The sequence below is a fragment of the Massilia sp. TWP1-3-3 genome (assembly GCF_049897805.1).
Classification (GTDB): domain Bacteria; phylum Pseudomonadota; class Gammaproteobacteria; order Burkholderiales; family Burkholderiaceae_D; genus Telluria_A.
On the sequence record NZ_JAFCWX010000004.1, the window covers coordinates 36,063 to 60,784 of the forward strand.

15 protein-coding genes are annotated in these 24,722 nt (G+C 62.7%); 6 read left to right on the forward strand and 9 right to left on the reverse strand.

Annotation, left to right across the window (positions count from 1 at the left end; genetic code table 11):
- Window positions 1-9: 9 nt before the first annotated feature.
- From ACP7D4_RS04855 to ACP7D4_RS04870, 4 genes are all read right to left on the reverse strand, one after another.
- On the reverse strand, window positions 10-1,803 hold the full coding sequence (locus tag ACP7D4_RS04855; RefSeq protein ID WP_426207964.1) for an ABC transporter substrate-binding protein: 1,794 nt from the start codon (window positions 1,801-1,803) through the stop codon (window positions 10-12).
- Between the two features lie 423 nt (window positions 1,804-2,226).
- The gene (locus ACP7D4_RS04860) at window positions 2,227-3,462 is read right to left on the reverse strand and encodes a type VI immunity family protein (protein WP_426207965.1); all 1,236 of its coding nucleotides are present in this window, start codon (window positions 3,460-3,462) and stop codon (window positions 2,227-2,229) included.
- Between the two features lies 1 nt (window position 3,463).
- Entirely contained in the window at window positions 3,464-4,486 is a 1,023-nt protein-coding gene (locus ACP7D4_RS04865; protein ID WP_426207966.1) for a hypothetical protein, read from the reverse strand.
- Window positions 4,487-4,488: 2 nt separating this feature from the next.
- Window positions 4,489-5,064, reverse strand: coding sequence for a PAAR domain-containing protein (locus ACP7D4_RS04870; protein ID WP_426207967.1), 576 nt, complete (start codon window positions 5,062-5,064; stop codon window positions 4,489-4,491).
- Window positions 5,065-5,388: 324 nt separating this feature from the next.
- Here ACP7D4_RS04870 and tnpA point away from each other — a divergent pair, with 324 nt between their 5' ends.
- Together tnpA and ACP7D4_RS04880 are read left to right on the forward strand one after the other, a co-directional pair.
- Window positions 5,389-5,574, forward strand: a complete 186-nt coding sequence (tnpA, locus tag ACP7D4_RS04875) for an IS66 family insertion sequence element accessory protein TnpA (protein WP_426208162.1) — start codon at window positions 5,389-5,391, stop codon at window positions 5,572-5,574.
- 362 nt (window positions 5,575-5,936) lie between these two features.
- Window positions 5,937-8,537, forward strand: coding sequence for a TonB-dependent receptor (locus ACP7D4_RS04880; protein WP_426207968.1), 2,601 nt, complete (start codon window positions 5,937-5,939; stop codon window positions 8,535-8,537).
- A gap of 109 nt (window positions 8,538-8,646) precedes the next feature.
- On the opposite strand, the gene aroG is transcribed toward ACP7D4_RS04880, so the two are convergent.
- Window positions 8,647-9,708 (reverse strand): 3-deoxy-7-phosphoheptulonate synthase AroG, encoded by a 1,062-nt coding sequence (gene aroG / locus ACP7D4_RS04885; protein WP_426207969.1) that lies wholly within the window; start codon window positions 9,706-9,708, stop codon window positions 8,647-8,649.
- 425 nt (window positions 9,709-10,133) lie between these two features.
- Between aroG and ACP7D4_RS04890 the strand changes: the two genes are divergently transcribed.
- Together ACP7D4_RS04890 and ACP7D4_RS04895 are read left to right on the forward strand one after the other, a co-directional pair.
- Complete coding sequence (locus ACP7D4_RS04890; protein ID WP_426207970.1) at window positions 10,134-11,354, forward strand: TonB-dependent receptor plug domain-containing protein; 1,221 nt, start codon at window positions 10,134-10,136, stop codon at window positions 11,352-11,354.
- A gap of 63 nt (window positions 11,355-11,417) precedes the next feature.
- Complete coding sequence (locus ACP7D4_RS04895; protein ID WP_426207971.1) at window positions 11,418-12,794, forward strand: TonB-dependent receptor domain-containing protein; 1,377 nt, start codon at window positions 11,418-11,420, stop codon at window positions 12,792-12,794.
- 241 nt (window positions 12,795-13,035) lie between these two features.
- Here the strand turns inward: ACP7D4_RS04895 and tldD are convergent, their stop codons facing one another.
- The 4 genes from tldD to ACP7D4_RS04915 all read right to left on the reverse strand — a co-directional run bounded on the left by tldD (window position 13,036) and on the right by ACP7D4_RS04915 (window position 20,336).
- Complete coding sequence (gene tldD / locus ACP7D4_RS04900) at window positions 13,036-14,496, reverse strand: metalloprotease TldD (RefSeq protein WP_426105569.1); 1,461 nt, start codon at window positions 14,494-14,496, stop codon at window positions 13,036-13,038.
- 68 nt (window positions 14,497-14,564) lie between these two features.
- The gene (locus tag ACP7D4_RS04905; protein ID WP_426105570.1) at window positions 14,565-15,374 is read right to left on the reverse strand and encodes a carbon-nitrogen hydrolase family protein; all 810 of its coding nucleotides are present in this window, start codon (window positions 15,372-15,374) and stop codon (window positions 14,565-14,567) included.
- Window positions 15,371-19,573 (reverse strand): YhdP family protein, encoded by a 4,203-nt coding sequence (locus ACP7D4_RS04910; RefSeq protein WP_426207972.1) that lies wholly within the window; start codon window positions 19,571-19,573, stop codon window positions 15,371-15,373. The genes ACP7D4_RS04905 and ACP7D4_RS04910 overlap by 4 nt, the downstream gene beginning before the upstream one ends.
- A 199-nt stretch (window positions 19,574-19,772) precedes the next feature.
- The gene (locus ACP7D4_RS04915) at window positions 19,773-20,336 is read right to left on the reverse strand and encodes a TetR/AcrR family transcriptional regulator (RefSeq protein WP_426105574.1); all 564 of its coding nucleotides are present in this window, start codon (window positions 20,334-20,336) and stop codon (window positions 19,773-19,775) included.
- A gap of 62 nt (window positions 20,337-20,398) precedes the next feature.
- Here ACP7D4_RS04915 and ACP7D4_RS04920 point away from each other — a divergent pair, with 62 nt between their 5' ends.
- Together ACP7D4_RS04920 and glnE are read left to right on the forward strand one after the other, a co-directional pair.
- A complete protein-coding gene (locus ACP7D4_RS04920) occupies window positions 20,399-21,661 on the forward strand; it encodes a glycosyltransferase (protein WP_426207973.1) in 1,263 nt (420 codons plus the stop codon).
- A gap of 41 nt (window positions 21,662-21,702) precedes the next feature.
- On the forward strand, window positions 21,703-24,438 hold the full coding sequence (gene glnE / locus ACP7D4_RS04925) for a bifunctional [glutamate--ammonia ligase]-adenylyl-L-tyrosine phosphorylase/[glutamate--ammonia-ligase] adenylyltransferase (protein WP_426207974.1): 2,736 nt from the start codon (window positions 21,703-21,705) through the stop codon (window positions 24,436-24,438).
- Window positions 24,439-24,722 lie beyond the last annotated feature (284 nt).

Below are 24,722 nucleotides of genomic sequence, written 5' to 3' on the forward strand. Positions count from 1 at the left end.
CAGGTTGCGCTAGCGCGCCGGCAACTTGCCGGCGTCTATGTCGATGTATTGCCATTCCTGGTGCAGGATGGGATGTTTTTTGTAGCCCAGCACCGTGGGCTGCGCCAGCATGTTGCGAATGCGCGCGTAGCCGATGCGCGCCGCGCCCAGCACTTCGATCCTGCGCGCCATTTTGTGAAACAGCGCGTCGCGCTCGGGACTGGCCGGCATTTTCTGGCTGGCCGCGTACCACTGGTCAATCTGCGGATCGGCCAGGCACGACGCATTGTTCAGGTGGACATTCGGCCCGTAGTGGAGTTGCATGAAATTTTCGCCGTCGGGATAGTCGGCCGCCCACTGAAAATTGCGGCTCTGGATTTTGCAGGCCCGTTCGCCGGCCAGCAGGTCTTGCAGGATCATGCGCTCGTTGCTCATCTGAATGCCGATCGCATTGTAAGTCTTGCGCCACACCTCGGCCAGCAGCACGCCGGACGCTTCGTTGCGCGAGGTGTAGCGAATCACCAGCGGCTTGCCGTCGGGCAGCGTGCGCCAGCCATCCTTGCCCTTTTTGTAGCCGTAGCGGTCAAGCAACTTGTTGGCAAGCAGGCGGTCGTACTGCAACATGCTTTTGTAAGCCGGATCGTAGCCGACCACGCCGGGCGGAATCGGATAGTCGAGCCGCTGCGCCTGGCCGTTCCACACCTTGCTGATTTCCTCGTCCACGTCGTGCGCAATTGCAATGGCGCGGCGCAGGGCAATCTTTTCCTTGGAAAAGCCGCCCACCACCGGGTCCTGCAAGTTCCAGTAGTAATACGTGATTTCCGGGTCCACTTGGCGCGACAATTGCACGCCCTTGGCCGCCAGTTCGGGCCGCAACTTGCCATCCACGATGGCCTTGGGCGCGAGCGGGCCGTCCAGCCAAAACAAGTCCACCGCACCGCTCTGGAACGACAGCCAGCGCGACTGGTCTTCGAGCATCACGCTGATTTCAATGCGTGCCACCTGCGGCATGCTTTTACCCTGCATCTGCGCAATGATGCGCGCATCTTCCGGCGTGCCGTTGCCTTTGAAGTTCCAAGTTTCCGCGTGGTGCACCGTATTTCTTTCAAGTACGATGCGGCTGCCGCGTACCCACTCGGCCAGCTTGTAAAAACCGGTGCCTACAGGATTGGCGTGCGCAGCGCCCCGGGTGTCGCCGTATTTTTCAATCACTTCGCGCGCCACCGCCACAGTTGGCTCATGCGCCAGGATCATGCCCAGGTTGAAATCGGTCTGGGTCAGGTGGATGCGCAGCGTATACGGGTCGATCAGCTCGAAGCCGGCCACCGGCGCGTCGTAGTCTAAGCGGCCGGCCAGCTTTGCCTTGGCCGCCAGCGCGTCGAGGCCGACGATTTTTCCCGCCAGCAGTCCCGCGTGCGGTGAGCCCAGGCGCGGATCGAACAGCCGCTTCCACGAGTACACATAGTCGGCCATGGTCAGCTCGCGGGCGCGGCCCTTGAAGGCCGCATCGGGCGCGAACAGCTGCCCTTTCTTCAGGCGGATGGTGTAGGTCATGCCGTCGGCCGATACCTCGGGCAACGCGGCGGCCGTGTGCGGCACCAGCAGCACCGGGCGCGCCAGGTAATCGTAGGTAAACAGGGTTTCAAAGATGGCTTGCGTGACGTGCCCCGTGTACAGGTCGCGCGCGACGGCCGGGTCGAACCCGGTTTCAGCGGCCGGAAAAATGTAGCGCAGTGTCTTGACCGGTTCGGCGGCGAGCGCGCCCGTGCAGGCAGTAAGAGCAAGTGCGAATGCTGCCAGTTTCTGGCGCCAGTGTCCGGTCATGCTGCGCGTCCCATGGAAAAGTGGCCTTACGATAACGCATTTTAGTGGGGCCGGGCCATGCTCCGTTGTTTTCTACAAATTTCGGCGAAATACACCGTAGGACAATGGAATGGACTCCTCCACCTATGGCAGCAAATGTGCCAGACTGAAGCGCCGACGAAGACATTTCAATCACAGAGGAGGAGTCCAAATGAATGCTACACGAGTTGGTGTTGATCTTGCAAAGTCTGTTCTTCAGATTCACAGCGTTGATCGTCACGAGAAAGTCTTTGCAAGCAAGAAGCTGAATCGGGCTCAGATGCATACGTACTTCAAGTCGTTGGCGCCCTGCCCGGGAATACCGCCAAACAGATCACGAAGAAGCGGGCTACGCAGGAAAAACCGCCTCCAAAGTTCAAGGTATGATTAACGGGATAGCGGTCGTTATAGCTCTGCTATCAATTCCCATTTGCTGTTCGAGCGGCCAAGGAACTCGCCGTGATCGCCTAGCTTCAGAATGAATGGGGCTACGTCGCCCGGCAGCAGGACGACCATTGGCGCTAAATTCTCGTCATCACCGTAGTCGGGCGGCGTTACAAATCCAGCTTTCCGGTAGCGGCCATGGACAGTACAGACATCGCCGGGTTTCAGCTTAATCTTCTTGCGCGGAGCAGCACCTAACGGTACGTCGGGTAAGCCTATCAAGGTCTTGGGAGGCCAAATACCGAGTGCATCCAAGCGGCGAATCCAAAGATCGGAAGTGCAGCAGTCGAAGCGAACTTCCCCACTAATGGACCCGGACCCCATTGATCCAAAGTTGCCGTTCCGCAGAGGACGGAGCGCGCCATTGGCTCGCACATAGGCTTCGGGAACCGGGAAGCCTACCGGCCCAATTTGTGGTAACTCACCCGCCTGAATCATGAATCCATTTCCGAGCGCAATCGGCTCCACACCGAATCGGCGGCAATAGTCAGCGAAAGGCACAGGTCCACCAAGGCACTCCGTAAGTGTGTTACTGACGAAGGTAAGCCAGTTCACGCCTTTGATCCCTCGCGGGGCTTGCATAATGTCCAGACCCTTGTCGTCGGTGTAAAGCGTCATGTAACGGGTGGCCTCATCTAGCTTTTCTGCCTCCCAGATCATTTCCTCATGAACACTGATCGAGGTCAGACCAGCATTTGCGTGATACGGTTCCAGTTGTTCAACGCAGAACGAAACAAGGTCCAGTACAGCTTTCTTGCCTTCCGCGTCAAAGACCAACGAGCGAGGAAGCTGGAATCGAAAACTGGAGCATTCCCCTTCCATCCACCCTCTCTCGGTGAGACAAAACGCGAAGTATTCTCCCAGGCCGTCTGGGTCTTCGCTCGACGTTAGATGCCACTCGATGCAATCATCTTCATCCTGCAACGTAACATACTGGCGGATCGACTTCTTCTTATCGCCGGAATACTTAACCCATCGGGCTTCGTCTCCGTCTAGCCTCCAGGCTAAATGCTCGCCGAATGCCTTCTCGAATGCTTCGAAACAACGGACGAGGCCTTCTCTTGTGGCGGCCTCGTGACCATTCCAGAAGTAGAAGGATGCGGTGAAACCTACCGTCAGAACGATACGATCATGATCGGAATCGACATACTGGAAATCAGGCAACAGGGCTTCAATTTTCTCAAATTCTGGGTTCACTCTATTTTCCTTTCTTGGATGGTGCGGCAGCGAGGGACGCGCTGGAAGATGCAACTGCCAGAGCAATCAAGCCATAGGCGAGACGACCACCTGCCAACAAAGCCCCTCCTACCTCCACGACGGCAGCTCCTATCGCAATTTCAGGCGCGGCTGCAATCACGATTACACCGATGATGATAATTCCCCCAACGACCACAGCAGTTTTCAGAGCGTTACTCATGGGAACGCTTTCCGAAGCTGGCACAACTGGCCCGTACGTTGGTCGCACTGGCTGCGGTACAGGGAAAGCGATTGGTTTTCCATCGAGTGGCCCCTTAGGCCCAGTGGGTAAGAACAATAGTGGCGTCGTGACCGGCACTCTAACAGGCTCAGTTGCGGGCTGCTCGCGCTTTTTACCACCACAGTCGCAGTCGCTCATTTCCAACAATCGGAATTTTTTTGGCCCCGCGATTCTCCTGTAGGCGTTCGCTTGTTGCACAGTCAGGTTATCACCCTCAAACTTCATTTCGACTACAGTTTCAATGTTGTGTTTGATCGGGATAAGCTTCTTCCAGTCGATGGCACCACTGGCGCGCATTGCCGCTAGTTCTGGCCCGGTTATCTTAAGGACAAGACAGTCTGGAATGCGCAGTAGTCCCTTTTGAATCTTGCCCTCCAAGCCCTTCTTCAGTATCCCTTGGCCTATTGCTTCTCCGAGTGGAAAGCGACTTGGCCTATTAGGTTGCTTGCGGCTCATCAACGGAGCAGGAGGATTAGCCTTCATGCTGAAGCCGACCTCCGCTTTGTACCGCCATACCAAGTGGTTGATTTCTTCATCGAACCAGACACGGGCACTCGCGCATCGCTGCCTCAAGATTGCCCCTGTTTTGCTAACAATCGCGGTTCCAAGATTGCAGGCGCACATCTTGCCGCACAAGTACCCCTTGTCCAACGGATCTTCGAGCCGAAGATGCTTGCCTTTTGAACTCGGGCTGGTGGTCGAACGCCCGATTTTGCGGCCAGGTGGCTTAGGTGCAGTCGCCATCGTCAAAGACCCTCGTTTGTTGGTTCGTCATAATGGTAGGGGTCGTCACTATTTGGGGGCTTGTCTCCCACCTGGACATCGAGTGCATCGGGTGAATCCGTCCACACGACAGCCGTACGTCCTTCCGCATCCGTATCTCCCTCAAAGGTTTTGCCTTCGCCCGTAGTCACCACGTAAGGCACATTTGACATCAGGGTTCCCGCACCATCGTGAAGAATAAAATGCTCCTGAAAGCGCAGTGCCTTGCTCGCCGGTGCTTCACCTGCTTCTACTGGCGTGGACTTCGGTGCTGGATCGTCTCCTTCAACAGACCAGCCCGCGTGACCATTGTGGCGGGAGTACAGAAGCGCACCGCAAGAGGTTGAATCCTGATCGTAGGCAAGCGCTTGCCCAAACGCGCTTGCCGAGGGGAAGCGACTCGTGACGATGACAGTACTCATCTTGCATCGAGGACAAAACACTTTGTCACCCACGCGGGCGATGGGATGGTCGTCAATCGTGTATGTGGAATCGCCTGAGACGACAGTACCGCCGTGCGATGTCCGGTCACCGACAACGATGAATCCGATAATTGACATAGCATCTCCTTCGAGTCGCAGTAGGATGGACTTGAATGATAGCAAAGTTTCAAAAAATGCAATTTTTCACTTTGTCGAATTCGGCGAATTGCTGGGGCGTGACCAGCAAAATCGGCGTTGATTCTTGTGAAATTGCGACAATTGCAGCATGACCTTGCGAGTTGCAATTACCAATGCCACTGCTCTGTCGAATTCTTGTGTGTCATGTAGTCTCCTTGTGTTCGTGACGCCGGTAATTGTTAACGTAAGCGTGCGGCGCACCCACCTATGATTTCCTGATCGGCAGCGCCACACTGTTCTCCTTGCATTTTCGGGATGAAAGAAATGGAGAACAAGGCAAACAAGGAACGTGAGCAGTTGTGGCAAGGGCGCGTCGCGCAGTTGCAGGCCAGTGGCTTATCGCAGCGGGCGTATGCCATGGAACACGGCTTCTCTGAGCATCAGGTTAGCTGTAGGGTGCGCCGCATTGCCAAACCGCAGGCCTCAAACCACAGTTTCTTACGCTGCTGAGCGATCTAGCCGCAGAACCGGTGCTCATAATCAGGCCGGCTATTCGAGAGCACTTGCACCTAATTCCACAACTCAAAAAGACCTTGCAATCCCGGAGGAATCCATATACGGAAAAGCGCAAAGCGCGCATTTCACCGTGCCAGCGACTCGTTAACTCAAGCATGTCAGGTATGGCGCAGAAGGGAGCCACCCAGGCCTGCGCCTTTCGCGCTACGACGATACCCTTTCGCCGTTTCCCAACAACTCAGCACACAACTCCCACCCTTTTGTCGCATTTAGCATAACAATCAAGCTTGTACGATTGACACCAGTTGCGCCCCGATGCTTCCATTGCGCTTTCTTCCATGGGAGCCGAGTACATCATGAAGCCAACCGTCTTGTCGCTGTCACTGAAAACCATGTTCGCCGCCGGCGCCGTGCTGTCCTTGCCCGCCTTGGCCCAGGACAGCGCCCCGATGCAGCGGGTGGAAATCACCGGTTCCTCCATCAAGCGCCTTCAGGCTGAAACGGCCAATCCGATTTCCATCATCAAGGCCGAAGAATTTACGCGCCAGGGTGTCACCACCGTGCAGGAAGCGCTGACCCGAATTCCCTCCAGCCAGTCCGGCATGGGCAGCGGCAACGCCGTGGGCGGCAATTACAGCGGCCTGCCCACCGGTGGCCAGTCCAGCGCCGACTTGCGCGGCCTGGGCGGCGACAAAACGCTGGTCTTGCTCAACGGCAGGCGCCTGGCCAACCATCCGTACGACAGCGCCAGCGTCGACCTGAACATGATTCCGATCAGCGCACTGGACCGGGTCGAAGTGCTGCGCGACGGCGCCTCGGCCATCTACGGCACCGACGCCATCGGCGGCGTGATCAATTTCATCACCAAGCGCTCGGTCACCACCACCACCATCAGCGCCGAAGTGATCCGGCCACGCCAGGCGGGTGGCGACGAGGAACGCGTCAATCTGTCCTCGGGCCTGGGCAACCTGGACACCAATGGCTTTAATGTACTGGGCGTCGTCGACTGGCACCGCCAGCAATCGATCGGCTCGCAGCAGCGCTCGTTTTCGCAGACCGGCATCGTGCGCGAGCGGGGGCTGGACGTCACCAGCGGCACCACCTTCCCGGGCAACTACTACGATGCGCGTGCCGACCGCGCCGGCAATCCCTCATTTGCCAGCGGCTGCAACCCGCCATTCTCGGTGCCGGCGCCGGGCGGCACCACTTGCCGCCAGGATTACACGCGCCAGGTTGACAACACGCCCGACCAGGAACAGATCGCCGTCTTCGTCAAAGGCGCCATGAAAGTGGGCGACGGCCACGTGGCCACGCTTGAACTGCTCCATTCGCGCAACGACGTCACCTCGCGCACCGCGCCGCCGCCGCAAACCGGCTTGATCTTGCCGGCGACCAGTCCCTACTATCCGGCCGGCGCCAGCGGCGGGCCGCTGTCGGTCAACTGGCGTCCGCTGGAAGCGGGCCAGCGCACCATCGACTCGGCCGGGCGCACGAGCCGTATCGTGGCGGCCATGGAAGGCCAGGTTGCAAAGTGGGACTACAAGGCGGGCTTGACCCATGCGATCAGCAAGTCGAGCGAAGACTTTGTCGGCGGCTATGTGCAAGATGCCTCGTTCGCGGCCGGCGTGGCCAACGGCGTCCTCAACCCCTTCGCGCTGCAAAACGATGCCGGGCGCGCCTACCTGGCCAGCACGGCGCTGCGCGGCCAGGTGCAAAGCGCGCAAGTAAAAAGCAGCGCGCTCGACCTGACCGCCAGCCGCGACCTGATGGCGCTTGCCGGCGGCCAGCTCGCCTTCGCCATGGGCGCCGAGCTGCGCCACGAAACAGCCGACTTCGACGTCAACCGCGCGATCGCCTCGCAGGCCAGCAGCTCCGGCCTGTCCGGTTCGCTTTCCAAAAGCGGCTCGCGCAATGTGCAAGCCTTGTTTGCCGAGGTCGTGGCGCCGTTTTCCAAGGCGCTGGAAGTGTCCTTCGCGGCGCGCTTCGACCGCTACAGCGATGTGGGCAACACCACCAATCCCAAGGTGGGCGTGCGCTACCAGCCTTCCCCCGCCTTGCTGCTGCGCGCGTCGGCCACCACGGGCTTCAGGGCGCCCACGCTGTTTGAAAAGAACGGGCCGCCGTCCAGGAACGACACCAACGATTCGTATGATGATCCAATCCTGTGCCCGGGCGGCGTGGCGCAGCCCGGCGCCAATCCGCTGCGCGACTGCAACCTGCAGCAGTTCAAGCTTCAGGGGGGAAATCCCAACCTGAAGCCGGAAAAGTCGCGTTCGTATTCGTTTGGCGCCGTGATCGAGCCGACCCCGGCGCTCACGCTCGCGGCCGACTACTGGAACATCGCGCTGCGCGACAAGATTGCGGCGCTGCCCGAGCAAACCATCTTCGGCAATTTCGCGCGTTACCGCGCGCTGTTCCTGCGCAATCCCGACGGCTCGCCGAACGCCATCGAAGACTTCTTGAACAACCTGGGCGAAGTCAAGACCGACGGCGTCGACGTCAGTGCGGCGTGGCGCATGCCCAAGGGCGACTGGGGCGGCCTGACGGCGTCGGTGGACGGTACCTGGGTGCACCGCTACGACTACCAGAACGAGCGCGGTGGCGAATTCATCCATAACGTGGGGCGCTATGCCGATGCGGTGCCGGTGTTCAGGTGGCAGCATACGGCAACGGTGGCATGGAACCGCGGCGTGTGGGGCGCGACGCTGTCGCAGACCTACCGCACCGGATATGCCGACCAGGATACGGTGAACCGGGTGTCGTCGTACAGTTTGTGGAATTTGTCGGGGAGCTACACGGGCATTGCGGGGCTGACCTTGATTGCCGGCGTGAAGAATCTGCTCGACAAGGATCCGCCGTTTTCGAACCAGGGGACGCTGTTCCAGAAGGGGTATGATCCGCGGTACACCGACCCGACCGGGCGCGCGCTGTACCTGCGCGGCAGTTTCACGTTTTAGCGAGGCAGCTGCTTGCCCCATCGTCCTCACACGCGGGGACCCATAGAACGGTTCAACTGAGCGACCGTTCCATGGGTCCCCGCGTACGCGAGGACAATGTGGTAGGTACCTAACTTTCCTGGCGCAACCGGCGCTGGCGCACGGACGCCGCCAGCCCTTCAAGCACCTGCAAGCTTTGCTCCCAATCGATGCACCCATCGGTCACCGACTGCCCATACACCAACTCCTTGCCCGGCACCAGGTCCTGGCGTCCCGCCACCAGGTGCGACTCGACCATCACGCCGACAATGCGCGTATCGCCGCCAGCCACCTGCGCGGCAATATCGGCGCACACGGGAATCTGGTTCTCCGGCTTTTTCGAGCTGTTCGCATGCGATGCGTCCACCATCAGGCGCGCGGCCAGTCCCTGCGCGGCGATCTGCTGGCAAGCCTGCTCCACGCTGGCCGCGTCGTAATTCGGCGTCTTGCCGCCGCGCAGAATAATGTGGCAGTCTTCATTGCCGTTGGTCGACACGATCGCCGAGTGACCGCCCTTGGTCACCGACAGGAAATGGTGCGGCTGCGAGGCGGCCTTGATCGCTTCCACCGCAATCTTGATGTTGCCGTCAGTGCCGTTCTTGAAGCCAACCGGACACGACAAGCCCGAGGCCAGCTCGCGGTGCACCTGCGACTCGGTGGTGCGCGCGCCGATCGCGCCCCAGCTGATCAGGTCGGCGATGTACTGCGGGCTGATCACGTCGAGAAATTCGGTGCCGGCCGGCAGGCCGAGCTCGTTAATGTCGCGCAGCAGTTCGCGCGCCATGCGCAAGCCGTCGTTGATGCGAAAACTGTTGTCCATGTACGGGTCGTTGATCAAGCCCTTCCAGCCCACCGTCGTGCGCGGCTTTTCGAAGTACACGCGCATCACGATCTCCAGGTCGCCGGCAAAGCGCACGCGCTGCTCGGCCAGCCGGTGCGCGTATTCCATCGCCGCCTTGGTGTCGTGGATCGAGCACGGTCCGATCACCACCATCAGACGGTCGTCCTGACCGTGCAGGATGCGATGCAGCGCCACGCGCCCGGAAGCGGCGGTCTGCTCGGCCGCTTCACCGCAGGCAAACTCGCGTATCAAGTGCGAGGGTGGCGTCAGTTCCTTCATTTCGCGGATGCGTAAGTCGTCGGTGCGTGGCATGGTGTTCTCCGTTCGTTAAATGAATGAAATCTGGTCAAAAAAAAACCGCCATCGCTGGCGGTTTTTTAGGAATTCTGCTGGATCTCGTTGTTGCTACGTGAACCTGCCGCTACTCCACCGCCTCGGGGCTGGAATCGCTAAAGTAAAAGTGGCAGGTAAAGAAGACAACGCTGTGCATGCTGCACTCCAAAGTGTTTGAACGACTATAGCACACAATCCCTGCCCGCTGGCAAGTGCAGCAATTTTCCCCGCTGCACTTGGCGTGCCGGGCGCGGTTGCGGCCTTTCCACAAACGCTCGCTCATTACCGCAACGATTGAGCCAGATCAGCCGAGCCATAAAAGCGAATGCAAAACTGGAAGAGTCAAGCCCGCCCGTTACGGGTGCGCGCTCTTAGTTTCTCCTACTCACCTGGAGTATTCCACCATGAATGAAAAGACTTTGTCCGTCGCGTTGCGCATGCTGTTTGCCGGCGGCGCCGCGCTCGGCGCCGTGCTGGCGGCCGCGCCCGCACTGGCCCGGCAGGACGCCGCCGCGCCCATGCAGCGGGTCGAAATCACCGGTTCCTCGATCAAGCGCCTGGCCGCGCAAACATCACTGCCAATCACCTCGATCCGCGCTGAAGACTTCGCCAAGCAGGGCCTGTCAACCGCCCAGGAAGTACTGGCCACCATCCCCATGAACCAGTCCGGCGAGGGCGCCAGCCAATCGGTCGGCGAAGGCACGGGTGGCCGTGCCACGGCCGACCTGCGCGGCCTGGGCGGCGACAAGACGCTGGTGCTGCTCAATGGCCGGCGCCTCGCCAACCATCCCTTCTTTGCCGACTCGGTAGACTTGAACATCATCCCCGTCGCCGCGCTCGACCGGGTCGAAGTACTGCGCGACGGCGCCTCGGCCATCTACGGCACCGACGCCATCGGCGGGGTGATCAACTTCATTACCAAGCGCTCCTACACGGGCCGCGGCGTGACGGTCGAAGCCTTCGTGCCCGAAGGCAAAGGCGGCGGCGACGAGCAGCGCATCAACATCACCGGCGGCTGGGGCGACCTGAACACCGATGGGTGGAACCTGCTGGCCGTGGCGGACTACCACCGCCAGTCGGCACTGGTAGCGACCGACCGGGCGTTCTCAAGCACCGGCGTGCAGCCCCAGCACGGCGTGGTCCAGACCAGCGGCACGCCCTTCCCCGCCAATTTTTATTCCGACCTCGGCATCTCCGGCAACCCCAGCTTTGCCGGTGGCTGCCTGCCGCCCGGCTCCGTGTCCAGCACCGACCCCGGCAACAACACCTGCCGCTTCGACTACACCCGCTATATCGACAATATCCCGTTGACCCAGCAGGAATCCTTTCTCGGCCGCTTCACCAAAAAATTCGGTCCCGATCACACGGCCAACCTTGAGTACATGCACACGCGCAGCACCAATGCGTCGAAGGTCGCGCCGCCGCCACTGGCCGGGATCGGCATGATGATGTTTGTCACCAGCCCGTTTTATCCGGGCCGGGGCATTACACCGGCGGTGGCCGGCCTGACCGGCGAGCCGCTCGACATCAGCTGGCGCCCGCTCGTCACCGGCCAGCGCGAGCAGCTCGACGTCAGCCTGTCCGAGCGCATCCTGGCAAGCCTGGAAGGCAGCTTTTACGGCTAGGACTACAACACCGGCCTGACCCACTCGGTCGGCCGCGCGCGCAGTGCCTTTACCGGCGGCTACGTGATCGACGAGCGCATGATCGAAGGCGTAGGCGCCGGCATCCTCAACCCGTTCGGCGAGCAGACCGCCGCCGGCACGGCCTTCCTGCAAAACTCGCTGCTGTTGGGCAGGTTTCTGAATGCCAAAGTCAACAGTTCTGCGCTCGACTTCAAGGCCAGCCGCGACCTGATGACTATGGCCGGCGGACCACTCGGCTTTGCCATCGGCGGCGAAGTGCGGCACGACAAGGCCGTGTACCTGGTCAACCGGACGCTGGCCGGTCAGGCCTCCAGCTCGGGCTATGCCGATGCCCAGGACCAGCGCGGCAGCCGCACCATCCAGGCCTTGTTTGCGGAAGTGAATGTGCCGCTGATCAAAGACCTGGAAATCAATCTGGCGGGGCGCTATGACCATTACTCCGATGTGGGCGGCAACTTCAATCCGAAGGTGGCGCTGCGCTGGCAACTCAGCCCGCGGGTGCTGATGCGAGGCTCCTACAACCAGGGTTTTCGGGCGCCCACGCTGTACGACATTTACGGCCCCCAGACCACCACCAATACGGCTGAACCATGGGACGATCCGGTGCTGTGCCCTAACGGTACGGCGGTGGCCGGCGCCAACCCCAATCTGGTGTGCAACCAGCAGCAGAATATTCGCTCCGGGGGCAGCTTGAACGTCGAGCCCGAAACGTCACGCACCTATAGCGCCGGCATCGTGCTCGAGCCCACCCGCGCACTGACCTTGTCGGCCGACTATTGGGATATCTTGCTCAAAGACCAGATCAACGAACTGGCCGAACAGACCATTTTTGGCGACTACCAGAAATACCAGAGTCTGTACGTGTATAACGCCACCCGCACCCGGCTCGACTACGTACTGGCCAACACCATGAACCTGGGTGAAATCCGCACCCGCGGCCTCGACCTCAGCCTGCTGTACCGGCTGCCGCGCGCGCCGTGGGGCAACCTCACGCTCACCGTGGATGGCACCTATGTGGACAAGTATAATTACCAAAACGAGCGCGGCGGGCCGTTTACCCAGAATGCGGGGCGCTATGCGGACGAGAATCCCGTGTTCCGCTGGCGCCACAATGCCAGCATTGCGTGGAACCAGGCGCCGTGGACAATGACGCTCACCAACCGCTACCTGTCTGGCTACGATGACCAGAACGGGGTCGATCCCGAATTCGAACAGCGGGTCGATGCGTACTCCACCTGGACGCTGTCGGGCACGTATTCGGGGAACAAGGACATCGACGTCACGGCCGGCATCAAGAACCTGTTTGATGAGGATCCGCCCTACACCAACCAGACCACCCGGTTCCAGCAGGGCTACGATCCGCGGTACACCGATCCCTTGGGGCGGACATTTTACGTGAGGGCCACGTACAAGTTTTAGGCCAACGCGGCGCAGGCATGGCGCAATGCGCTGCGCTTTTGCGCCCTATGCCAAGTTTGTCGTCCCGTAAAAACACGCGGCGCAAAGCGCCCGTTTTTTCGACAGCAGCACATTGTATGGCTGCATCGTAGGGCGCAAAAGCGCAGCGCATTGCGCCATGCATGCATCGCCAATGAAGCATATGTGTAAGAAAAAAGGCGCCTTGCGGGCGCCCTTTCATTTACATTGCACGGCGCCGCTGTTATGCGGTGCCGCCCACCGTCACGTCTTCAATGCGCAAGGTTGGCTGGCCCACGCCTACCGGCACACTCTGGCCTTCCTTGCCGCATACACCGATGCCCGAGTCCAGGCGCATGTCGTTGCCGATCATCGAGACGCGGTTAAGCACGTCCGGACCATTGCCGATCAGCGTCGCCCCCTTGACCGGATAGGTCACCTTGCCGTTTTCAATCATGTACGCTTCGCTGGCTGAAAACACGAACTTGCCGTTGGTGATGTCAACCTGGCCGCCCGCAAAATTAACCGCATACAGCCCGTTTTTGACCGACGCCAGGATTTCTTCGGGGTCCTTGTCGCCGCCCAGCATGTAGGTGTTGGTCATGCGCGGCATCGGCAAGTGGGCAAACGATTCGCGCCGCGCGTTGCCCGTGACCGGCATCTTCATGAGGCGCGCGTTCATGGTGTCCTGGATATATCCCTTCAAAATGCCGTCCTCGATCAGCGTGGTGCACTGGGTCGGATTGCCTTCGTCGTCCATGTTGAGCGAACCGCGACGGTCGGCCAGCGTGCCGTCGTCGACCACGGTCACGCCCTTGGCCGCCACGCGCTGGCCGATGCGGCCCGAAAACGCCGACGAGCCCTTGCGGTTGAAGTCGCCCTCCAGGCCGTGCCCGATCGCTTCGTGCAGCAGCACGCCGGGCCAGCCCGGCCCCAGCACGATGGTCATCGGCCCGGCCGGCGCCGGACGCGCCTCCAAATTGACCAGCGCGCCCTTGACCGCTTCGCTGGCGTATTTATCCAGCACTTCATCGCTGAAGTAGGCGTAGTCGTAGCGCCCGCCTCCGCCGGCCGAACCGGATTCGCGCCGCCCGTTTTGCTCGACGATGACGCTGACCGACACGCGCACCAGCGGGCGGATGTCGGCCGCCAGCACGCCGTCGCTGCGCACCACCAGCACCACGTCATACTCGCCGGCCAGGCCCGCCATCACCTGCACCACGCGCGGATCTTTTTTACGCGCCATTTTCTCGACGCGTTCGAGCAGCTTGACCTTGGCCGTCGCGTCGAGCGAAGCGAGCGGGTCGTTGGGCAGGTACAGCGAACGGCCACCCACCGGGGTCATGCGCGAAGCAATCTTGATCTTGCCGGAACCGACCCGCGCAATGGTGCGCGTGGCGGCCGTGGCGTCGAGCAAGGCGCGTTCGGAGATTTCATCGGAATACGAAAACGCCGTCTTGTCGCCGGAAATGGCGCGCACGCCCACGCCCTGGTCGATCGAAAAGCTGCCGGTCTTGACGATGCCTTCTTCCAGGCTCCAGCCTTCGCTTTTTGTAAATTGGAAATACATGTCCGCGTAGTCGACCTTGTGCGTAAACATGGTCCCCAGCGTGGTGAGCAGCTTGCCTTCATCCAGGCCAAACGGCGTGAGCAGCACGTCGCGCGCTACCGCCAGGGAGGAGAGATTCGGTTCGAAGGGTTTCATGGGCAGCTTCTTTCAGGTGTGAACAGGCATTGTGCCATATCCAGAATTTTCGCACGGAGCACCAGGCATTACAGTTTGCGGTGCTTGAGCGCAGGCAAGCTTTCACGGACGTCGGCCAGGAAGTGGGCGTCGATGTCGCCGGCGATAACGCCCGCGCCTTCGGCCAGCACCGCCTTGACTTCGCCCCACGGATCGATCAGCATGCTGTGGCCAAACGTGCGCCGTCCGTTCGGGTGCAGCCCGCCTTGCGCCGAAGCGAGCACGTAGCACTGGTTTTCAATGGCGCGCGCGCGCAGCAGCACTTCCCAGTGCGCCAGGCCCGTGGTGTGGGTGAAGGCGGCGGTGACGACCATCAGCGTGCACTCGCCCATGGCGCGAAACAGTTCGGGAAAGCGCAAGTCGTAGCACACCGCCAGGCCGACCCGGCCGAACGGGGCGTCGAACATGACCACCGCCTCGCCCGGGACGATGGTGCGCGCTTCGTCATAATGCTCGGCGCCCTTGGTAAAACCGAACAGGTGGATCTTGTCGTAGCGGCTGACCGGCTTGCCGTCCGGATCGAACACCAGCGTTGTGTTCATGACCTTGGAAGCGTCGCTTGCCACCAGCGGCAAGGTGCCGCCGATCAGCCAGATGCCGTGCTCGCGCGCGGCCTCGGCCATGAAGGCCTGGATCGGGCCGGCGCCGGCCTGCTCGGCATGGGCCACCTTGTCGGTGTCGGACCAACCCATGATGGGCCAGTATTCGGGCAAGGTCACCAGCTTGGCCCCGGTGGCGGCCGCCTCGCGCACCAGGCGGCGCGCGCAGGCGATATTCTCGGCCACATTGGGCGAGCTGATCATTTGTACCGCTGCAACCGTCGTGTGAAGTGATGTCATTTATTCAGTGCCTCCTTGGTGGCGGGAACGGGGAGCGCCGGCGTGCCATGCGCGCCGCGCCCGAGTTTGGCGATCAGCGGCGCCTTCCATGGCCCGGTGACTTGCATTTCATAGGTCAGCGCGCGCATCATCGGCGCGCGCAGGAACAGTTGCGCAAGGAAACTGCCAATGCCGATGACCGGATTGACCGCCAGCGCGTACACCAGCGGCCCGGTGCCCAGGTTAAATTCGGGAATCACCACCACGTGCAAATTGGTCGATTCATTGGCAATGTCAACCGAGCCATCCATCAGCACGGTGGCGGCCACGCCATACATCTTGAGGTTTTCGGTGCGCATGATGCCGCGCGCAATGGTGGCGTTGGCGCTGATGCCGTCAAAGGCCAGCCCTTCCGAAAACACATCGTGAAAGTCGAGCTTGAGTATGCGCGGCAGCATCTGCAGGCTCAGCACGCCCAGCAACTTGGCCGCGCCGGGATCTTTTTTAAGGAACTGGCCGGCCGCCAAATTCAGGTCGATCTTGCCCGACAGCGAAGGAATGTCGAGCGAATAGGGCAAGCCATTCCAGGCGATGTCGCCGCTCATGCGCCCCTTGCCGCGCTTGAGCGTCTCGGGAAAGCCGAAGCGCTCGAGCAGGCGCCCGGCGTCGTCGATGTCGAGCGTAAAATTGAGGCTGGTTGCCGACACGCCGTCGCGCGTGGACCACTTGCCGGTGCTTTTCAGGGTGCCGTCGGGGTTGGCCAGCAGCAGCCGGTTGATGCGCCACTCGCGCCCGTTGACCACCTGCGAATTGCTGGCCACCAGTTCCAGCCGGCCCAGCTGCTTGTTGAAGAGCTCGAAACGCTCGGCCACGATGTCAAGCGCGGGAATGGTTGACGCCGCCGTCTTGGGCCCTTCCAGCAAATCCTTCACTTCCGCCGCCGACGACTCGGGAATGATCAGCGAAGCCAGGCGCGCGGTGACCTTGCCCAGACCCTGGCCGGCCGGACCTTCATCCCACGTTACGTGGCCCGACACCTGGCGCGAATCGATGCTGGCCTGCCAGCTCTGGGCCTGGTGCGAGGCGCCCACCACCACGTTGTCGAGCTTGCGCTCGCCAATGATCAGCTCAGAGGCGCGCGCGGCCGTAACGTCCGGCACCACGTACTGCGCCAGATTGGCCGCCGGCGGTCCCCCGGGCGCGACCGGTTCCGCCTTGGCGTTGCCGATGCGGCTGCCAATGGCCACCCATTGGTCGACATTGAGCGTCTTCATGTGCACGTTGACCGTCAAGCCGTCTTCCGGTTCCGGGGCCGGCACATTCACGCCCACGCCGCCGCTCACCAGTTTCCAGGCGCCCCTGGCCGGGCGCTGGCGCAGGTAGCGCGCGGCGATGGCGGGACCCAGCGACAGCTTGATTTCTTCGCGCTGCGGCGCGCTCTCGGGCGCGGCGCCCGGCGCGCTGGCTGGTCCCGGCGCCGCCCCGGCCAGCGTAAAATGCAGCGGCATGGCGTCGGCCGGCGCCTTGTTCAGCGGGGCCGGGAAGTCCAGCCCCAGCCCTGCCAGCGTCGAGTCGACCGTGATTACCGGCTGGCCATCCTTGACGCTGATCGAGCCGCTATAGCGCGCGCTGCCATTGATGCGCCCGACCACCGGCACCATCGCCGCCGACGGGTAATTCTTGCGGATGCCGTCGGCGGCCACGCTGCCGCTCATACGGATCAGGGTGCCGCTGCCGCGTTGCGAACTGCCCGTCAGCGCCAGCGGGCCGCCCAGGAAGCTGGCACCCACGCCGTTCAGCGTCAAGCCTTGCTCGGTGAAATCAAGTTTGCCGATGGCCGCCTGCAGCGGTGGCAGCTCGGGAAACAGGACCACGTCGTTGCTCATCAGTTGCAACGCCCCTTGGACCTTGGCGTCGCGCATGTGGGTCAGTGGCAGTTGCAGCTTCAAGCCCAGGCGCGCATTACCGCTGGCGCGGCTCTGCTCGGTGAAGTGCCCGATCCATCCGGCCACCGGGCTCGCTTCCACGTAACGTAAAAACTCTTGCATTGCGCCGTTGGCGCCGCCGTCGACCTCGAGCGTGCGCTCCGGCGAACCCAGGTCGGCGATGGTGGCGGTAACGTCGGTCAGTGCCAGTCCCAGCGTGCGCGCGCTGGCAGCCTTGATTTGCATCCCGGCACGGTCGAACGCGAAGCTGCCGTTGATCAGTTCGGCGCGCGGCCACATGGGCGTCACGCCGTCCGCGCCCGGATGCAGCGGTGCATAGTTCAGGCGGGCGTTTTCCAGGCGGCCGGCGACCCGGAATTCGCCGCTCGGCTTGTCGCCGCGAAACGGAAACTGCGCCAGGTCGCCGCGCACGCGGATCACCGCATCCTGCACCATGCCGTCCTCGATGGCGCCGGTGAGCCAGGCGTGCAGGTTGGGCGGCGTTTGCAGCGGCAGGTAGCGCGCCAGCTTTTTAAGGTCAAAACCGCTGACGGCGCCGTTCAGGTCGATCAGCCCGGCCGGTTTTCCCGGCTGCGCCACCAGCGGCATCTGGTGCCGGCCGCTGAGCGAGGCCTTGAGCGTGCCCTGCACGATGTTCAGGCTGTCGAGTTGCAGCAGCAGTTGGTCCTTGGGCGCAAAACTCCAGCTCGCCTGCATGTTGAACTGGTCGAAGGGCACGCTTGGTTCGGCGAACCAGGCCGGCAGTTGCAGCACCAGCTTGGGCGCGTCGAGCAGAATGCTGCCGCCTTTTTCGTTGGCGTTGATCACGCCGCTCAAGTTCTCGACGCCCGGCAGGGCCGGCATCGCTGCCGCGCCCGCGCCCGTCGCCGTTTTTGGCTGCGCCAAGCGCGCGGCCTGGGCCCGCATGCCCAGGCCCGTCAGCCGGCCCTTGATGGCGTACGCGCTGATGTCCGGATACTTGCCGCTCCAGTTGGCGGAAAAGTCCGACAGCGTGCCGCGCGGCGCGAAGTCCGCCAGCAAGGCGCGCTGGGAAGCACGCAGCGGCAGTTGCCCGGCCAGCTTGGCCAGCGTGGCCAGTTCGAGCTGGCGCGCGCTGACACGAAATTTTTCGCTCTGACCGCCGGCGGCCGGCGTGTAAGCTTCATCGATGGTGGTGGGCGCGAGCGCCAGGCCACCCGTGGTCAACAGCGAAAAATTGGTCAGCGAGATGCTGTGGCCGTTGGCACCGAACGCTGGCTGCCCGTAATTGCTTCCGGACGCAAACGTTTCGGTTGCCGACAGGCGGCCCTGCACGCGCTTGAGTTCCAGCGGCGGCAAGTCGCGCCCCAGCTGCGCGCTGACGTCGACCAGGCCCAGGTCGGCCGTAAACGAGGCCAGCTTGGCCCGTTCCAGAGCGATCCAGCCGCGCACCGAACCGCGCCCGCGGCTGACCGGAAACGGATAGTCCAGGTAGGCTTTCCAGCCGGCCAGATCGGTATTGGTCACATCGGCGTACAGCTCGCCGCTCCACTGGGCCACGTCGGCCACCCGCGCGGCAAAGCGCGGATGGGTGAAATCGGCGCGGATGTCGATCGGACCCGACAGGCTGGCAGGGGGCGTTGCGCGCAGCGCCATGCGGTGTTCGTTCCACTGGTTGAGCAGCAGCAGATTGAGGTTTTCCAGCACCAGTTCGGCGCTGCCGCGCCGCTCGTCGGTCCAGCGTATGCGCCCTTCGCGGATCACAATCTCGCGCTGGCTGAGCAGCCAGTCGGCGCCCTTGCCGTCGCCGCCGGCCGCGTCGAGCACGATGCCGGCTACCGACAGCTTGCCGTCCGGACGGCGCCGCACGTCAAGGTCGGGACGGATGATTTCCAGTGAATCGAAGCGCGGGCTGAGCGCCAGCACGCTCCACCACGACAGCGTGGCCGACACGCTGGGCAAGTTCAGGACTTGGCGCCCTTGCCCGTCGCGCAAAATGACGTCGCCGAGAAACAGGTTGGGCCGCAGGCCACGCCAGGACGCGTAGATGCGTGTAATGGCCACGTTGTTGCCCAGCGCGCGGCCGGCCTGCTTTTCGATGTCGCCCTTGTAATACTCGATGTTGGGCAAGATAGCGTAACGCAGGAACAGCAGCACGAAGCAGAACAGGAAATAGGCCAGCAGCGCCAGTTTGACGGTGAACCCGAGCACGTGGTGGGAGGCCTTGTTGGCCATGCGATAAGCGGCCCTGGCCCGGTGCCAGCGCTTGCCCAGGTGAAGGTCCGCAAGGTGCGCATGATGTGCTGGGTTGTGCATCGATAAGCTAATAAAAGAGGCTCGCCGTCGGGAAAATGGTCAATAAGAGCGCGTTAACACGGTGCCGCCTACCTTATTCGGATCGTAGGCATGAGCCTAATCGCACCACAATTTTACCCCATCGGCGCCTCTGCGCGAGGCACGTTAGCTCTACAATTGTTTCTAATCGTTAATGGAAGCGCAAGGACCACGCAACGATTCACACGGGGGTAGCGGCGGTAATGGCCCGTGCTAACTCTTCCGGGTCATATCCCATCAGCATCCCGTCGAGAATCAATTGCGACAAGCCGTGCACCATGCACCACAGTTTCAAACTTGCAACGGCGGCGTCGGGCGCCGGCGGCGAGCGCGCGACCAGTGCGCTGCGCATGGCGTCCGCTGCCGCCGCCCATGCCGTCTGCAGTTCCGGGTAGGCGCTGCGCTCGCTGATGGCCGGCCCGTACATCAACCGGAAGCGCCCGGGACGCGCTACCGCAAAGCGGACATAAGCCTGGCCCATTGCCGCCAGCGGATCGTCCGCTTCGGCCATCGCCTCGGTCAGCGCCAGGTTGAAGTCCTCAAAACCTTTTTGGGCCACGGCGGCCAGCAAGGCTTGCTTGTCGCGGAAATGGCGATACGTGGCGGGCGCCGATACCCCGGCCCGCCGCGCCACTTCCCGCAGGCTGAGCTCGCCAGCATCGCCTTCATCGATCAATTGGTCAGCCACCGCCAGCAGCGTGCTGCGCAGGTCGCCATGGTGGTAGGGCTTATCTGATGTTGACATTGTTCACATAGGAGCGTAGTTTACGGCGTAAACATAGTCTACCGCACATCGAGGACCTTCTTGTGAGAATACTGATCATGGCCGTGGGCAGCCCGGGCGACAACTTGCCGTTCATGGCGCTCGGCATGGAGCTGGCGCGGCGCGGGCACCAGGTGCGCATGTATGGCAACGGCTATTTCCAGCACCACGCCGAGGAACGCGGCCTGCACTTCACCGCCACCAGCGAGGCCGCCGAGTACCAGGCGTTCCTGGACTCCCCCGCCGCCACTGACCCCAGAGAAGGCATGCGCAAGGTCGCCGCCAGCGTCATGGCGCGCGTGCACGCGTCGCACCAGCGCATGGCGCACGATGTGTTGCCCGGCCAGACTATCGCGATCGGCTCGACCTTCGCCTTTGCGCCACGCCTGCTGCGCGAAACGCATGCGGTGCCGGTCGCGGTGATCCACCTGTCGCCATCGGTGCTGCGCTCCGAGCATTGCGCGCCCAGGTTCTCGCCGCTCGGCCACATGGCCGGCCTGCCGCGCTTTGTCAAACGCTTCCTCTGGCGCACCATGGACCGCAGCTTCATGGATCCGCTGTACACGGTCCCGTTCAACCAGATTCGCGCCAGCCTCGGCTTGGCCCCTGTTACGCGCATGTTTCACCAGTGGCTACACCAGGGCGATGCGGCGCTGTGCCTGGTGCCGGCCTGGTTCAGCGCGCGCCAGCCGGACTGGCCGGCGGCGCTGGAGATGACGGGTTTCCCCCTGGCTGGGCACGGTGAAGACCAGCCCATGCCGGACCAGCTCACAAGGTTCCTCGAAGGCGGCACGGCGCCCGTGGTCATTACCGCCGGCACGGCCAACGCGGTCTCGCACGCATTTTTCAGCGCCGCCCTGGCCGCTTGCCGTCTGCTGGAAAAGCGCTCCATCGTCGTCACGGCCGATGCCGGGCAACTCCCCCCGCGCTTGCCGGACGACGTCATGCACGTCCCCTACGCCCCCTTCGCCCCCTTCGCGGCATTGCTGCCACGCGCGGCGGCGTTCATCCACCACGGCGGCATCGGATCGGTCAGCCAGGCCTTGCGCGCCGGCGTGCCCCAGCTGATCCAGCCGATGGCGTTTGACCAGTTCGACAACGCCAGCCGGGTCGCGCAACTGGGCGCCGGCAGCGAAATTTTGCCGCGTCATTTTTCCCCGCAGCGGGTGGCCGGCGCATTGAAAGCGCTGCTGGCCGATGCAACGGTCGCTGCAAGCTGCCGGCGCTGCCAGGCCGACCTGCAAGATGAGAACGGCATCACGCTGGCGTGTGACGTCCTGCTGGCAAAAGTGATTCAAGCGCTATAGTACGTGATGTACGCCTTCGACATTCCACCTAAAGCACCGACATGACAACACCCTCCCTGACCGCCGCCTCGCGCTTCTATCAACGCTGGCTGGCCGCCGCCCCCACGCGCGGCGCCGCCATCGATGAACTGGTGCTGCACAAGCTGGCCACGCTCGACTTGGCGGCGGCCCTGGCGCGCGAGGCGGCCACCGGCCTGCCCCTGCCGCGCGCCATGCGGCGCCTGCGCAACTTGCTGGTGTGCGGCCTGATCCGGCGCGACCTCGACGGCCAGGCCGACCTGGCCGAGGTGGTCGAGAGCATGACGCGCTTCGCCGACTTCGCCATCCGTACCCACCTCGACGCCCTGATGGCCGAGATGGTCGCCAGCCATGGCATGCCGATGGGCTATGAATCGCTGCTGCCGCAACACATGCTGGTGCTGGCCATGGGCAAGCAGGGCGGCGGCGAACTGAACGTGTCGTCCGACATCGACCTGATCTTCGTCTATCCCGAGGATGGGGATACGCTGCTGGCCGAACCGGGCCAGCGCCAGCTGTCGAACCACGAATTTTTTGCGCGGCTGGGCAAAAAGCTGATCGCGGCGCTGTCGGAAATCATCGAGGACGGTTTTACTTTTCGTGTCGACATGGCACTGCGGCCAAACGGTAATTCGGGGCCGCTGGTGGCCAGCCTGAACATGGTCGAGGAATACCTGATCGTCCAGGGCCGAGAGTGGGAGCGCTATGCGTGGGTCAAGGCGCGCGCCGTCACCGGCACGCCTGACGACATCGCCGCGCTCGACGCTATCGTACGGCCCTTTGTGTTTCGGCGCTACCTCGATTTTGGCGTGATCGACGCGATCCGCAACATGCACGCGCAAATTCGCGCCGAGGTCGACCGCCAGGAGCGCCTGCACCCGGACCGCAGCAACAATGTCAAGCTGGGGCGCGGCGGCATCCGCGAAATTGAATTTTTGGCGCAAGTGTTCCAGTTGATCCGTGGCGGGCGCGACGCCGCGCTGCGCGAGCGTTCCACCCGCGCCACCTTGCGCGTGCTGGCCGACAAGGACCTGCTCACGCCCGACACCGTCGAGCGCCTGCTGGCCTCCTACAGTTTCTTGCGCAACCTGGAACACCGCCTGCAATACCTGGACGACGCCCAGACCCACACCCTGCCCGCCAACGACGCCGACCGCGCCACCGTGGCGCGGATGATGGGCTTGCCCGATACGGCCACGCTGCTCGCGCGCCTGGACGCGGAACGGTCCTTCGTGGCCGGCCAGTTCGACGCCATCTTCAGCGACAAGGCCGGCAATGGCAACAGCGCCGGCAATGTCGACCCGCAGTCATCCAGCGAACTGGCCGACCTCGACCGCCAGCAAGCGATCCAGGCGCGCCTGGCCGAACTGGCCTTCGACGACCCGGCAGGCGCGGCGCGGCGCCTGATGGCGACCTGGCAAAGCCCGCGCGTCCAGGGTTTGCCGGAGGCGTCGCGCACGCGCCTGCTGGCGCTGGTGAACGCGGCGCTGCCGCTGATCGGCAAAACGGCGGCCACCAGCGCCGGCGGCAGTTCGAGCGCCACGCTGGGGCGTCTGCTCGACTTTTTCGAGGCCATCGCGCGCCGGTCGGCCTATCTGTCGCTGCTGACCGAATACCCGCACACGCTCGAACGCGTGATCCGCATGATGTACGCGTCCGGCTGGGCGGCCACGTTCCTGACCCGGCACCCGATCGTGCTCGACGAACTGCTCGACGACCGCATGCGCCACGCCGCGCCCGACTACGCGGCGCTGGCGCTTGAACTGCGCGCCCAGCTGCTGGAAGCTGCCGGCGACACCGAACGCCAGATGGACATCCTGCGCGAAGCCCACCATGCCCAGCTGTTCCGGCTGCTGGCGCAAGACCTGGCGGGTGACCTGTCGGTCGAGCGCCTGGCCGACTATCTGTCGGCGCTGGCCGACACCATCGTCGCGGCCACCATCGACGCCGCCTGGAACACGATCGCCAGCCGCCACTGCGACGTGCCGCGCTTTGCCGTGATCGCTTACGGCAAGCTGGGCGGCAAGGAACTCGGCTACGTCTCGGACCTCGACGTGATCTTTTTGTTCGACGATGACGACCAGGACGCGAGCGCCAATTACGCCAAGCTGGCGCAGCGTTTTATTACGTGGATGACGGCGCACACCTCGGCCGGCATCCTGTTCGACATCGACACCGCGCTGCGCCCGGATGGCGCGAGCGGCATGCTGGTCTCAAAACTGACTGCGTTCGAGCGCTACCAGGACAACGCGGCCTGGGTGTGGGAGCATCAGGCGCTCACGCGCGCCCGTTTTTGCGCCGGGGATGCTGCCATCGGCGCGCGCTTTGAAGCCATCCGCGAGCGCGTGCTGCGCAAGGAGCGCGCCACGCAAGAACCGCAACTGAAGGCGGAAGTGCTCAAGATGCGCAAGAAGATGCGCGACGCCTACCCCAACCGCGGCGCGCTATTCGACCTCAAGCACGACGCGGGCGGCATGATCGACATTGAATTCATCGTCCAGTATCTGATACTGCGCCACGCGGCGCAGTATGCGCAGCTGACCGCCAACGCCGGCAATATTGCCCTGCTGCGCGTGGCCGGCGAACTGGGGCTGGTCGATGCCGCCCTCGGGCTGGCGGTGGGCGACGCCTACCGCGCAATGCGCCGGATGCAGCACCAGTTGCGCCTGCAGGGGCAGGACAATGCACGCATCGATCCGGCGCTGGTGGCCCAGCACAGCGCCAGCGTGGTGCAACTGCGGCGCCAGATTCTGGGATGAGGGCTGCCGTGGCCGGTGGACGGCGCAAGTTGTGCTACAAGCGACGGCGTCGTTGCACAAATATTGCTTGTATTGACCCGGCCATGTCGGCAATTTCTGCGCACCAGACGACGCACCACCACCCTCGCTTGACGGTGCCGACTGCGCTGCGCGCGATCATACCGCCTGTAACGACAGGTGCCCCCGCATTGATACCATAGTGAAAACAGGATACCGGAATTGGCACCTCCGGCGGCTCCAAGCGTTGTTTCTTGCGCAGTTGGCATGCATATAAATTGACATCA

Coding starts and splice junctions, on each gene's coding strand:
- ACP7D4_RS04855 (WP_426207964.1), bottom strand. CDS start 1,803: ATGACCGGACACTGGCGCCAGAAACTGGCAGCATTCGCACTTGCTCTT.
- ACP7D4_RS04865 (WP_426207966.1), bottom strand. CDS start 4,486: ATGGCGACTGCACCTAAGCCACCTGGCCGCAAAATCGGGCGTTCGACC.
- ACP7D4_RS04870 (WP_426207967.1), bottom strand. CDS start 5,064: ATGTCAATTATCGGATTCATCGTTGTCGGTGACCGGACATCGCACGGC.
- tnpA (WP_426208162.1), top strand. CDS start 5,389: ATGGAGAACAAGGCAAACAAGGAACGTGAGCAGTTGTGGCAAGGGCGC.
- ACP7D4_RS04880 (WP_426207968.1), top strand. CDS start 5,937: ATGAAGCCAACCGTCTTGTCGCTGTCACTGAAAACCATGTTCGCCGCC.
- aroG (WP_426207969.1), bottom strand. CDS start 9,708: ATGCCACGCACCGACGACTTACGCATCCGCGAAATGAAGGAACTGACG.
- ACP7D4_RS04890 (WP_426207970.1), top strand. CDS start 10,134: ATGAATGAAAAGACTTTGTCCGTCGCGTTGCGCATGCTGTTTGCCGGC.
- tldD (WP_426105569.1), bottom strand. CDS start 14,496: ATGAAACCCTTCGAACCGAATCTCTCCTCCCTGGCGGTAGCGCGCGAC.
- ACP7D4_RS04905 (WP_426105570.1), bottom strand. CDS start 15,374: ATGACATCACTTCACACGACGGTTGCAGCGGTACAAATGATCAGCTCG.
- ACP7D4_RS04910 (WP_426207972.1), bottom strand. CDS start 19,573: ATGCACAACCCAGCACATCATGCGCACCTTGCGGACCTTCACCTGGGC.
- ACP7D4_RS04915 (WP_426105574.1), bottom strand. CDS start 20,336: ATGTCAACATCAGATAAGCCCTACCACCATGGCGACCTGCGCAGCACG.
- glnE (WP_426207974.1), top strand. CDS start 21,703: ATGACAACACCCTCCCTGACCGCCGCCTCGCGCTTCTATCAACGCTGG.